Source organism: Streptomyces beigongshangae (genome assembly GCF_019710745.1).
GTDB classification, from domain to species: domain Bacteria; phylum Actinomycetota; class Actinomycetes; order Streptomycetales; family Streptomycetaceae; genus Streptomyces; species Streptomyces beigongshangae.
Window position 1 is genome coordinate 106,628 of sequence record NZ_JAHKJW010000026.1, and the last position, 12,625, is coordinate 119,252.

The 12,625-nt window shown below is 73.7% G+C and carries 7 protein-coding genes; 5 read left to right on the forward strand and 2 right to left on the reverse strand.

What is annotated here, in order from left to right:
- Positions 1-23: 23 nt before the first annotated feature.
- On the forward strand, positions 24-1,859 hold the full coding sequence (locus KM933_RS21450; protein ID WP_221354586.1) for an ABC transporter ATP-binding protein: 1,836 nt from the start codon (positions 24-26) through the stop codon (positions 1,857-1,859).
- On the forward strand, positions 1,856-3,769 hold the full coding sequence (locus KM933_RS21455; protein WP_221354588.1) for an ABC transporter ATP-binding protein: 1,914 nt from the start codon (positions 1,856-1,858) through the stop codon (positions 3,767-3,769). The genes KM933_RS21450 and KM933_RS21455 overlap by 4 nt, the downstream gene beginning before the upstream one ends.
- Here the strand turns inward: KM933_RS21455 and KM933_RS40640 are convergent.
- Entirely contained in the window at positions 3,693-4,781 is a 1,089-nt protein-coding gene (locus tag KM933_RS40640; RefSeq protein WP_430727351.1) for a hypothetical protein, read from the reverse strand. The genes KM933_RS21455 and KM933_RS40640 overlap by 77 nt on opposite strands.
- Before the next feature lie 500 nt (positions 4,782-5,281).
- Here KM933_RS40640 and KM933_RS21460 point away from each other — a divergent pair, with 500 nt between their 5' ends.
- Positions 5,282-6,931 carry a M4 family metallopeptidase gene (locus tag KM933_RS21460; protein WP_221354590.1) on the forward strand — a complete coding sequence of 550 codons (1,650 nt, stop codon included), beginning with the start codon at positions 5,282-5,284 and terminating at the stop codon, positions 6,929-6,931.
- Positions 6,932-7,006: 75 nt separating this feature from the next.
- Positions 7,007-7,516 (forward strand): DUF1990 domain-containing protein, encoded by a 510-nt coding sequence (locus KM933_RS21465; RefSeq protein ID WP_221354592.1) that lies wholly within the window; start codon positions 7,007-7,009, stop codon positions 7,514-7,516.
- Between the two features lie 78 nt (positions 7,517-7,594).
- Here the strand turns inward: KM933_RS21465 and KM933_RS21470 are convergent, their stop codons facing one another.
- Complete coding sequence (locus KM933_RS21470) at positions 7,595-10,213, reverse strand: glycosyltransferase family 1 protein (protein WP_221354594.1); 2,619 nt, start codon at positions 10,211-10,213, stop codon at positions 7,595-7,597.
- Positions 10,214-11,298: 1,085 nt separating this feature from the next.
- On the opposite strand from KM933_RS21470, the gene KM933_RS21475 reads away from it, so the two are divergent.
- Positions 11,299-12,625: maltotransferase domain-containing protein (locus KM933_RS21475; protein ID WP_260333917.1), on the forward strand; the 1,327-nt coding region annotated here is incomplete at its 3' end.

Genomic DNA, 12,625 nt, shown 5'->3' on the forward strand with positions numbered 1-12,625 from the left:
GGCGAAACGTAGGCTCGCCGCTGATGGCCACTACACCTGCCCCCACCGAGGAAGCCGCCGGGACCGGATCCGCCGCGAACCGCTCCGCCGTACGCAGCCTGCTGCGCCTGTGGCCGTACGTGCGGCCCGTGCGCGCACGGCTGTCCATCGCGGCCGTCATCGCGGTCGTCGCCTCCTGCACGGGGCTGGTGATCCCGCTCGCCCTGAAGTGGATCGTGGACGGCCCGGTGGCCGACCGCGACACCGGCGGTGTCTGGCTCGGGGCGCTGTACCTGCTGCTCCTCGGGATCGCGGAGGCGGTGCTCTTCGGGCTGCGGCGCTGGCTGGTGGCCCGGCCGCTGGCGGGTGTCGAGGCGGCGATGCGGGCGGACCTGTACCGGCACCTGCAGCGGCTGCCCGTCGCGTTCCACGACCGGTGGCCCTCCGGGCAGTTGCTGTCGCGGGGCACGACCGATCTGATGCTGCTGCGGATGTTCCTCGCGTTCCCGCTGACGTTCCTGCTGGTCAACTCCGTGACGATCCTCGTGGGCTTCCTGATCATGCTGGCCCAGGACTGGACGCTGGGCCTCGTGCTGCTCGCTCCCGCGGTGCCCGTGGTGATCGTCTGCTGGCTCTTCGAGAAGCGGTACTCGCAGGTGGCGCGGCAGGCACAGGACCAGGTCGGCGACCTGACGACGCTCGTCGAGGAGAGCGTGCTCGGCATCCGCATCATCAAGGGGTTCGGGCGCCACCGCAGCCAGGCCCTCGCCTTCCGGGCCCTCTCCCGTGAGCTGCGCGGCACGGAACTCGTCAAGGCGCGCCTGCTCGCCGGCATCTTCGCCGTCATCACGACCCTGCCCGAACTCGCCGTCGGCGCGGCGCTCGTGCTCGGCTCGGTGCAGGTCGCGGACGGTTCCCTGTCGGCGGGCACGCTGGTCGCGTTCCTGTCCACGGCCCTCGCCCTGCGCTGGCCGGTCGAGTCGATCGGCTTCCTGCTGGCGATGAGCCAGGAGGCGGCGACGGCCACGGAACGGTACTTCGAGGTGATGGACGCGGCACCGGAGCCGGAAACGGCTCCGGTGCCGCGTCCCGGCGGGGGGCCCGGGGCCGGGGCCGGTGATGGCGGTGGGCTTCGGTTCGAGGGGGTGCGGTTTCGGTATCCCGACGCGGACCCCGGCGGCGTTCCCGTCCTCGACGGTGTCGACCTGCACGTACGGCACGGCGAGACCATGGCCCTCGTGGGCGGGACGGGTTCCGGGAAGACGACGCTCACCGCGCTCGTCCCCCGGCTGCACGAGGTCACGGAGGGCCGCATCACCCTGGACGGCGTGGACATCACCGACATGCCCAGGCAGACGCTGCGCGCCCTCGTCGCGGTCGCCTTCGAGGAGCCCACCCTCTTCTCCGCGAGCGTGGGCGAGAACGTCCTGATGGGCGCCGCGGACACCGCGGGCGAGGCCGATCTGCGCCGCGCCCTGGACATCGCGCAGGCGGACTTCGTCCACGCCCTCCCGCACGGGACGGACACCCAGGTCGGCGAGCAGGGCCTCAGCCTCTCGGGCGGCCAGCGCCAGCGCCTCGCCCTGGCGAGGGCGGTCGTCGGCAACCCCCGCTTCCTCGTCCTGGACGACCCGCTCTCCGCCCTGGACGTCCACACCGAGGCCCTGGTCGAGGCGGCCCTGCGCCGCGTCCTCGCCGGGACGACCGCCCTGGTCGTGGCCCACCGCCCCTCCACGGTCCTGCTCGCCGACCGGGTGGCCCTGCTCTCGGGGGGCCGCGTCACCGCCGTCGGCACGCACCACGAACTGCTGCGGACGAGCGCGGAGTACGCCTGGCTGATGTCGGGAAGGACAGAGACGACCGAGAGGGAGAACCGATGACGGCGCCCACGACCACCGCGCCGACGGACGACGACCACGAGAACGGGAACGGCAACGGCCTGGGAGGCCCGGACAGCGGGCGGGCCGCCGCGCCGCCCGGTGACGGCGACCCCTTCGACCACGACGCCCTCCCCACTCCCCCGCGCGCCACCGCGACCCTCCTGCGCTCCCTGCTCTCGCCCCTGAAGGCCCGCGTCGTCCTCGCCGCGGTCCTCCTGCTGCTCCAGCAGGCGGCGGTACAGGCGGGCCCGCTGCTCGTGGCGTACGCCATCGACCGGGCCGTACCGGCCTTCCGCGACGACGACCACGGGCCGCTGATCGCGGTGGCCGCGGCCTACGCGCTGTGCGCGACGGCGGCCGGTGCCCTCCAGTACGGCTTCGTCCTCGCGTCCGCCCGCGTCAACCAGGACGTCCTGCTCGACCTGCGCGGCAGGATCTTCCGGCACGCGCAGGCGCTCAGCGTCGACTTCCACGAGCGCTACACCTCGGGCCGGCTCATCTCGCGCTCCACGACGGACGTCGAGTCGCTGCGCGAACTGCTCGGCGAGGGCCTCCAGGAACTCATCACCGTCGTCCTGTCGTTCGTCTACATCTCGGTGCTGCTGCTCTGGCTGGACCTCGGCCTCGGCGCGGTCGCGGTGGCGTCGTTCGTGCCGCTGTACCTCCTCATCCGGCTCTACCGGCGCCGCGCCGGGCGGATCTACGGCGTCCGCTCGACGGCCATCGCCGCCGTCATCGTGAAGTTCGCGGAGACCATGAACGGCATCAGGCCGGTGCGCGCCTTCCGCCGGGAGAGCGTCAACGACACCGCCTTCCGCGCCCTCAACAGCCGCCACGAGCGCGTCAACGGCGACGCCATCCTGGAGATGGCCCGCTATGTCGTCGGCTCCCGCCTGGTCGCCAACACGGCGGTGGCGGGGATCGTGCTGTGGGGCGCGTACCGGGTGGCCGCCGGCTCGCTGGCGCTGGGCGTGCTGGCCGCCGCGGTGCTGTACCTGCGCCGCCTGTACGACCCGATCGACCGGCTCGGCATGTTCCTCAACTCGTACCAGTCGGCGGCCGCCTCGCTGGAGAAGGTCGCGGGCCTGCTGGCCCAGGTCCCCTCGGTGCCGGAGCCCGCGCGGCCCCGGTCCCTGCCCGCGCCCGCCTCCGAACTGCCGGGCCGCGAGGTCGTGTTCGACGACGTGCGCTTCGCGTACCGGACGGGCGGCGAGGTGCTCCCGTCCTTCTCGCTGACGCTCCCGGCGGGCCAGACCGTGGCCGTGGTCGGCTCGACGGGCGCGGGCAAGTCGACGCTCGTCAAACTCCTGGCGCGCTTCTACGACCCCACGAGCGGCAGGGTCCTCCTCGACGGCGTGGACCTGCGCGAACTCCCGGTGCCCGAACTGCGGCGCGGTGTCGTGATGGTGACGCAGGAGGCATTCCTGTTCTCCGGCACGGTCGCCGAGAACATCGCCATCGGCCGCCCCGACGCCTCCCGCGCGGACATCGAACGGGCCGCGAAGGCCATCGGCGCCCATGACTTCATCAGCGCCCTGCCGGACGGCTACGACACGGACGTACGCAAGCGGGGCGGGCGCATCTCGGCCGGTCAGCGGCAACTCGTCGCGTTCGCGCGGGCCCTGCTCGCCGATCCGGCGGTGCTCATCCTCGACGAGGCCACCAGTTCCCTGGACGTGCCGGGCGAACGGGCCGTCCAGCGGGCCATGCACACGGTCCTGCGCGGCCGTACGGCGGTGGTCGTCGCGCACCGCCTGTCGACGGTGGAGATCGCGGACCGGGTTCTCGTCATGGAACACGGCCGCATCGTCGAGGACGGCAGCCCCGAGCGGCTCATCGCGGACACGGGCCGGTTCGCGGACCTGCACCGGGCCTGGCGGGACAGCCTCGTGCGGGGCCACGCCGGGTGATCCCGCGGCGGCGCGCGGGCCGCTCCCGGGTGACCGACCCGGCGCCCACGGCGGCCCCGTGACGCCCTCGTGACGGCCTGCGGCGTGCACACACGGCCCTGCGGCACTCACGGCACTTGTGGCACGGCGACCGGCCGGACCCTGGCCGGCTGCGGCCGACCGCGCGGCTCCGGACTCCGGACTCCGGGCTCCGGGCTCCGGGCTCCGGGCTCCGGGCTCCGGGCTCCGGGCTCCGGGCTCCGGGCTCCGGGCTCCGGGCTCCGGGCTCCGGGCTCCGGGCTCCGGGCTCCGGGCTCCGGGCTCCGGGCTCCGGGCTCCGGGCTCCGGGCTCCGGGCTCCGGGCTCCGGGCTCCGGGCTCCGGGCTCCGGGCTCCGGGCTCCGGGCTCCGGGCTCCGGGCTCCGGGCTCCGGGCTCCGGGCTCCGGGCTCCGGGCTCCGGGCTCCGGGCTCCGGGCTCCGGGCTCCGGGCTCCGGGCTCCGGGCTCCGGGCTCCGGGCTCCGGGCTCCGGGCTCCGGGCTCCGGGCTCCGGGCTCCGGGCTCCGGGCTCCGGGCTCCGGGCTCCGGGCTCCGGGCTCCGGGCTCCGGGCTCCGGGCTCCGGGCTCCGGGCTCCGGGCTCCGGGCTCCGGGCTCCGGGCTCCGGGCTCCGGGCTCCGGGCTCCGGGCTCCGGGCTCCGGGCTCCGGGCTCCGGGCTCCGGGCTCCGGGCTCCGGGCTCCGGGCTCCGGGCTCCGGGCTCCGGGCTCCGGGCTCCGGGCTCCGGGCTCCGGGCTCCGGGCTCCGGGCTCCGGGCTCCGGGCTCCGGGCTCCGGGCTCCGGGCTCCGGGCTCCGGGCTCCGGGCTCCGGGCTCCGGGCTCCGGGCTCCGGGCTCCGGGCTCCGGGCTCCGGGCTCCGGGCTCCGGGCTCCGGGGTACGGGCTCCGGGCTCCGGGCTCCGGCGTATGTTTTCAGCCAGGCCGGAAAGACTCGCCCTCCACTCCGGCGCCACGTCGGACACGTACCGGCCCCGCGCACACCCGGCGCGGCGGTCCGTCCGCCGGTCGGGCCGTCCGGGCGGTTCGACCCACCGATCCGGGTCCCTCACCTCCCCGGACCGGGTGCCCGGCGTCCGGCGGCCCGGTACGGCCACTCCGTACGCCGAAGTCACCCACACGACTCGGCAGTTGAAGGCGCGGGACCGGACCGCGCGGAACACCGGCGGGCGGATGGCCGAAAGATCGCGCCCGGCGGCCTGGGCACCGACTCCGGGGCAACACCTCCTTGACCCCTCCTTTACTCCGGTCTTACCGACGGTTACCGACTTCATTGCCGACCCTTTGCCGGTGATCAAGTCCGCAATGCGTACGCGGATCTTCGGGCACCGGACGATTTCCGGCCAACCTGTATTCGCCCACTGACATGTACGCGACCCAACTGGCACTGTTCACCTCGCACCGCAGGCACCCGCACCGCAACTTCACCGCAGCCCGACCGCACCCCCACAGCGGTCGGGCACCCCCCACGAAGGAGCTTGTGTGACCCCCCTCTACGCGCGTCGCCGTCGCACCACCCTGGCCGTCGCCACGGCCGTCGCGGCCGGAGCCCTCCTCACCACCGGTCTGACCACCGGTGCCTCCGCCCAGAGCCCCGCCGAGCAGTCCGACACGACCCTCGCCGCGTCGCCGGTCCAGCTCTCCGCGGCGGCCCGCACGGGCCTCATCGCGAAGGCCGACGCCGCGACCGCGGAGACGGCCGACGAGATAGGTCTCGGCACCAAGGAGAGACTGGTCGTCAGAGACGTCGTCAAGAACGTCGACGGCACGACCCACACCCGTTACGAGCGCACCTACGACGGGCTGCCGGTGCTCGGCGGCGACCTGGTCGTGCACCGGGACAAGGCCGGCACGACCCAGGGCGTGACCAGGGCGACCAAGGCGACGATCAAGGTCGCCGACCTCACTCCGGCCATCGCCCGGTCCACCGCCGAGAAGCAGGCCGTGGCGGCCGCGAAGGCCGAGGGCAGCACCAAGTCGGCCGCCGACAAGGCGCCCCGCAAGGTCGTCTGGGCGGCCGACGGCAAGCCGGTCCTGGCCTACGAGACGGTCGTCGGCGGCTTCCAGCACGACGGCACCCCGCAGGAGCTGCACGTCGTCACCGACGCCGGGACGGGCGAGAAGCTGTACGAGTGGGAGGCGATCCAGACCGGCACCGGCAACAGCCAGTACGCCGGCAAGGTCACCATCGGCACCTCGCTCTCCGGCTCGACGTACCAGCTCAACGACACGTCGCGCGGCGGCCACAAGACGTACAACCTGAACCGGGGGACGTCCGGCACCGGCACCCTCTTCACCGACGCGGACGACGTCTGGGGCACGGGCGCGGCGTCCAACACCCAGACGGCGGGCGTCGACGCGCACTACGGGGCCCAGGTCACCTGGGACTTCTACAAGAACGTGCTCGGCCGCAGCGGCATCAAGAACAACGGGGTCGCCGCCTACTCCCGCGTCCACTACGGGAACGCGTACGTCAACGCCTTCTGGAGCGACAGCTGCTTCTGCATGACGTACGGCGACGGCTCGGGCAACACCAAGCCGCTCACCTCGATCGACGTCGCGGGCCACGAGATGACCCACGGCGTCACCTCGAACACGGCGGGCCTGGTCTACAGCGGTGAGTCGGGCGGCCTGAACGAGGCCACCTCCGACATCTTCGGCACGGCGGTGGAGTTCTACGCGGCCAACTCCTCCGACGTGGGCGACTACCTCGTCGGCGAGAAGATCAACATCAACGGCAACGGCACCCCGCTGCGCTACATGGACAAGCCGAGCAAGGACGGCTCGTCCAGGGACAGCTGGTCCTCCAACCTCGGCTCGATCGACGTCCACTACTCCTCGGGTCCCGCCAACCACTTCTTCTACCTCCTCTCGGAGGGCAGCGGCGCCAAGACGATCAACGGGGTGAGCTACAACTCCCCGACGTCGAACGGCTCGACGGTCACCGGCATCGGCCGCGACAAGGCGACCAGGATCTGGTACAAGGCGCTCACCGAGTACATGACGTCCACGACGAAGTACGCGGGCGCCCGTACGGCGACCCTGAGCGCGGCGTCGGCGCTGTACGGCGGCACGGCGAGCACGGAGTACAAGGCGGTCGCGGCGGCCTGGTCCGCCGTGAACGTGAACTGACTGACGCCCCGGCAATCGCGCGCGGGCGGTACCCGGGACGAGGCATCCCCGGGTACCGCCCTACTCTTGGTGCCCATGCCCTTCACCTACGAGGACGTGGGCGCGACCCGCGACGGCCGGTGCCCGCCCGGTTTCCACCCCCTGCACGTCCGCAGCCGCATCGGTGAGGGCCAGGAGGTCTTCAGGTCCGCCTCGCGGGCGGTCCTGACCTGGGAACTCCACAGGGCCGTCGGCGTCACGATCACCACGGACGCCGCGGAGGCCGCGCCGGGCGTCGACGTGACGGTCGGTCTGGGCCCTCTCATAAAGGCCCCCTGCCGCGTCGTCTGGACCCTGGACGAGCCCCGCCGCGCCGGCTGGGCCTACGGCACGCTGCCCGGCCACCCGGAGTCCGGCGAGGAGGCATTCGTGGTCGACCGCACGGGCGACGGCACGGTCTGGCTGACCGTGACCGCCTTCAGCCGCCCGGCGAAGTGGTACGCGAAGGCGGGCGGGGCGGCGACCCGCGGGCTGCAGCACGCGTACGCACGGCGGTGCGGGGCGGTGCTGCGGCGGATCTGCACGGAGGACGGCGGGGCGGCCTAGGGTACCCGGGGCGCGACGCGCCCCGGGTACCCCGTCGTGACCGGCCGTGTCCGGCCGTGTCCGGCCGTGTCCGGCGACTCAGCGCATCAGGACCCCCGCCCCCTCCCCCATCCCCTCCGAAGGCACCGCCACCAGGCCCAGCTCCGCGCCGGAGGCGAGAAGGCGGTGGGCCGGGAGGACGCGGACCGTGTAGCCGAAGGGGCCCGTGCGGTCCAGGGAGAGCGGGCCCTCGTACAGCCAGCGGCCCTCCTGGTCCGGGCCGCCCGCCGGTTTCAGCGGGAACGCCGTGCCGTCCGTGATGCGGTCCTGCGAGTCGACGCGGCCCGAGACCGCCTGGACCTCCACGTCGTCCGGGACCAGGTCGCCCAGGCCCACCAGGACCCGCAGGGAGAGCGTGGAGCCCAGCTCGGCCGTCGCGGTCACGGCCGTGGTCTCGACGTGGTCGACCGTGACGTGCGGCCAGGCCGCGCGCACCCGGGACTTCCACACCGCCAGCTCCCTCGCGCAGGAGTGGTCCATGGAGCGGTGGGCCTGGGCCGCCGGGGCGTAGAGGCGTTCCACGTACTCGCGGACCATCCGGCCCGCCAGGACCTTCGGGCCCAGGTGGGTCAGGGTCTGGCGGACCATCTCGATCCAGCGGTCGGGCAGGCCGGCCTGCCCCTGTTCGTAGAAGCGCGGCGCCACCCGCTGCTCCAGCAGGTCGTAGAGGGCGGTCGCCTCCAGTTCGTCGCGGCGGTCGTCGTCGACCGCGCTGCCGTCCGCCGTGGGGATCGCCCAGCCGAAGTCGGGCCGGAACCACTCGTCCCACCAGCCGTCCAGGACGGAGAGGTTGAGACAGCCGTTCAGCGCCGCCTTCATGCCCGACGTCCCGCACGCCTCCAGGGGCCGCAGCGGGTTGTTGAGCCAGATGTCGCAGCCCGGGTACAGCTTCTGCGCCATCGCCATGCCGTAGTCGGGGAGGAAGACGATCCGGTGGCGTACGCGCGGGTCGTCGGCGAAGCGCACCAGTTCCTGGACGAGGCGCTTGCCGCCGTCGTCGGCCGGGTGGGCCTTGCCCGCCACCACGATCTGGACGGGCCGCTCGGGGTGCAGCAGCAGGTCCATGAGCCGGTCCCGGTCCCGCAGCATCAGCGTCAGGCGCTTGTACGACGGCACGCGGCGCGCGAAGCCGATCGTCAGCACGTCCGGGTCCAGTACGCCGTCGACCCAGCCCAGTTCCGCCGTCCCGGCGCCGCGCTGCCGCCAGGACGCGTACAGCCGCTCCCGCACCTCCGTCACCAGCTGCTCGCGCAGGGAGCGCCGCAGCTCCCAGATGTCCTGGTCGGGGATGTCGGCGACGGCGTCCCAGGTGTCGGAGCCGCCGACGGTGAGCGCGTCCTCGGTGCGGTGCGCGCCGATCTGCCGGGCGCCGAGCCGCAGCACCTCGGGCGCCACCCAGGTGGGGGCGTGGACGCCGTTCGTCACGGAGGTGATGGGGACCTCGGCCGGGTCGAAGCCCGGCCACAGCCCGGAGAACATCTCGCGGCTCACCTGGCCGTGCAGCAGGGAGACGCCGTTCGCCCGCTGGCCGAGCCGCAGGCCCATCACCGCCATGTTGAAGAGGTTCGGCTCGCCGCCCGGATAGGTCTCCATGCCGAGTTGCAGGATGCGCTCGACGTCGATGCGCGGGAGCTCGGCGGCGGGCCCGAAGTGGCGCGCCACCAGCTCGCGGTCGAAGCGGTCGATGCCGGCGGGCACCGGGGTGTGGGTCGTGAAGACGGTCCCGGCCCTGACCGCCTCCAGCGCGGCGTCGAAGTCGAGGTCCTCCCCGGACAGCTCGTGGATGCGCTCCAGACCGAGGAAGCCCGCGTGCCCCTCGTTCGTGTGGAACACCTCGGGCCGCGCGTGGCCCGTCAGCCGGCAGTACGTGCGCACGGCCCGCACCCCGCCGATGCCGAGCAGCATCTCCTGGAGCAGCCGGTGCTCGCTGCCGCCGCCGTAGAGCCGGTCGGTGACGCCCCGCTCGCCGAGGTCGTTCTCCTCGACGTCGGAGTCGAGCAGCAGCAGCGGGACCCGGCCGACCTGGGCCAGCCAGATCCGCGCGTGCAGCGCCGTGCCGCCGGGCAGGGCGAGGGACACCCGGGAGGGGGTGCCGTCGGGTTCGCGCAGCAGGGACAGGGGCAGTTCGTTGGGGTCCAGGACCGGATAGTGCTCCTGCTGCCAGCCGTCCCGGGACAGGGACTGACGGAAGTAGCCGTGCCGGTAGAGGAGGCCCACGCCGATCAGGGGCACGCCGAGGTCGCTGGCCGCCTTGAGGTGGTCCCCGGCGAGGATGCCGAGGCCCCCGGAGTACTGCGGCAGCGCGGCCGTGATGCCGAACTCGGGCGAGAAGTAGGCGATGGCGTCGGGCAGCCCCGCCGGCTGGGACTGGTACCAGCGGTCCCCCGTCACGTAGTCCTTGAGGTCGTCGGCGGCCGCGGACAGCCGCCGCAGGAAGCGCCGGTCCGCCGAGAGCTGGGCCAGCCGTCCGGACGACACGCTGCCGAGGAGGCGTACGGGGTCGCGTCCGGAGACGGCCCAGCGCTCGGGGTCGACGGACTGGAAGAGGTCACGGGTCTCGGCGTGCCAGGACCAGCGCAGGTTGCGCGCCAGATCACTGAGGGGGTGGAGTGCTTCGGGGAGTACGGGGCGCACGGTGAACCTGCGGATGGCCTTCACGAGCTTTCCACCTTCACAAACGACGTACCGGGGCGGCGTACCAGGGTCTTGGCCCGGCCGCCGGTCCCCCGCGGTGCCCGCCCTGCCGGGCGGACGGACGGGAGCCCGGTGGCCGGGCCGTGAGGGACACACGTCGGTGTGCGCCCTTCGTCATCCACGACGGTAACGGCGAGGGCGCCCTCGCAACTACGGCGCACAGCACTCGGCCCGGTGCGCCGTACCACGGCCGCGGGCCGTCCGCGGCAGGTCACGCCCCGCTCCGCAGCCGCGGATGCCGGGGCCCATGCCCTTCGCGGCCGGTCCGCGCCACCGTGGCGGTTCCGTTCCCGCCGTGGCCGCCGGGTGTGCCGTCCGGGTGATATGGCCGANTCCGCGCCACCGTGGCGGTTCCGTTCCCGCCGTGGCCGCCGGGTGTGCCGTCCGGGTGATATGGCCGATTCCACCCCGGCGTTCGGCCTTGTGGCGTCCCACACCTCACGTAAGGCTGCGCAGTGGTGATCCGACCACGGCCTCCCACGGCCCGGCGAGGTCCGCGGAGGCCCCCGCGCGGGGACGGCTCCGGCCGGGTCCCGCCGTCTCCAGGAGGGGAGCCCGCACCATGGCAGTGACGCGCGCCCGGCGGCCGCACCGGGCGGGAGACCTGACCACGGTCACCGTGACCGCCCCGCCGCCGGCCCCTGACCGGTCCCGGTCCCCGGCCGGTTCCGGCCCTGCCGCCGAGCGACCCCTTCAGAGTGGCTTCCGCGCAGGTCAGCGCGGTTTCCGCCGGGCGAACCGCCGCACGGGGAGGGCGCCCGACTCCGTCCGGCGGACCGGGTGGGGTCCCGCAGGTCGACAACTTTTAATATTTGTCCATTCGCAGGTCGGTCTCATCCCGCGAATCCGGGGCAGATCCTTGGAGGATCCCTGGCGGATGGCCGTCGGGGGCGAGGCCGGGCATGTGTGAAGACATACGCGTGAGTAGTTAACAATGTGCCGGATTGCGCACCCGAAAGGGGTGGGAAGGCTCCATCGGTACCCCTCCGCAGGACCCACCTCCCCACACTCTCATCCGCCCACCCACGTTGACGCGGACAGGAGCGGTCATGCCCGCCATGCACCACCAGCCGTCACCACCCCCGACGCCCGGCACCACACCGCCCCCCGGCCCGGGGCACCGGGCCGGCCGGCCGCAACCACCGGAGGCCGGGACCGGTGAGAAGGCGAAGAAGGCGGCCGAACCCGCCGGACCCGCCGGACCCGCCGGACCCGCGAAGAGCAAGACCAAGAGCAAGACCAAGAACAAGAACAACAAGACGAAGAACAAGACGAAGGCGAAGGCGAAAGTGAAGGCGAGCAGGACGGCGGAGCCGGACGAGCGGGGCGGGCCGGTGACGGCCGGTCCCCGGGAGGAGTCCGCCACCGCACCCGCCGGACCCCCGGGGCCCGCGCCGGCGAGCACGCCCTTGATCGGCCGCATTCCGGTCCTGGACGTGCGTCCGCTCGTCGCGGGCGGCCGCCGCCCCGCGAAGTCCGTGGTGGGAGAGTCTTTCGAGATCTCCGCGACGGTCTTCCGCGAGGGCCACGACGCGGTCGCCGCGAACGTCGTCCTGCGCGGTCCCGACGGCCGCACGGGCCCCTGGACCCCCCTGCGGGAGCTGGCCCCCGGCACGGACCGCTGGGGCGCCACCGTCTCCGTACCGGAGCCGGGTCTGTGGACCTACACCGTGGAGGCATGGGGCGACCCGATCTCCACCTGGCGCCACCACGCCCAGATCAAGATCCCGGCGGGGATCGACACCGAACTCGTCCTGGAGGAGGGCGCGCTGCTGTACGAGCGTGCCGCGGCCGGGGTGCCGAAGAGCAAGGGCCGGCGCGACGCGATCCTCGCGGCCGTGGAGGCCCTGCGCGACACCGAGCGCCCCGCGGCGGCCCGTCTCGCCGCGGCCCTCACCCCCGACGTGAACCACGTCCTCGCGCGCCACCCCCTGCGCGAGCTGGTGACGTCGGCCGAGCCCCGCCGGTTGCTGGTGGAGCGGGAACGCGCGCTGTACGGGTCCTGGTACGAGTTCTTCCCGCGCTCGGAGGGCGCGGTGGTGGAGCCCGGCAGGGCGCCGGTCAGCGGGACGTTCCGCACGGCGGCGCGGCGGCTGCCCGCCATCGCGGAGATGGGCTTCGACGTGGTGTACCTGCCGCCGATCCACCCCATCGGCACGACCTTCCGCAAGGGCCCCAACAACACGCTGAACCCGGGCCCGGACGACGTCGGGGTGCCGTGGGCGATCGGTTCGCCGGAGGGCGGGCACGACGCCGTCCACCCGGACCTCGGCACGATCGAGGACTTCGACGACTTCGTGCGCAGGGCCGCCGAGCTGGACCTGGAGATCGCCCTGGACTTCGCGCTCCAGTGCTCGCCGGACCACCCGTGGGTGG

Coding starts and splice junctions, on each gene's coding strand:
- KM933_RS21450 (WP_221354586.1), top strand. CDS start 24: ATGGCCACTACACCTGCCCCCACCGAGGAAGCCGCCGGGACCGGATCC.
- KM933_RS21455 (WP_221354588.1), top strand. CDS start 1,856: ATGACGGCGCCCACGACCACCGCGCCGACGGACGACGACCACGAGAAC.
- KM933_RS21465 (WP_221354592.1), top strand. CDS start 7,007: ATGCCCTTCACCTACGAGGACGTGGGCGCGACCCGCGACGGCCGGTGC.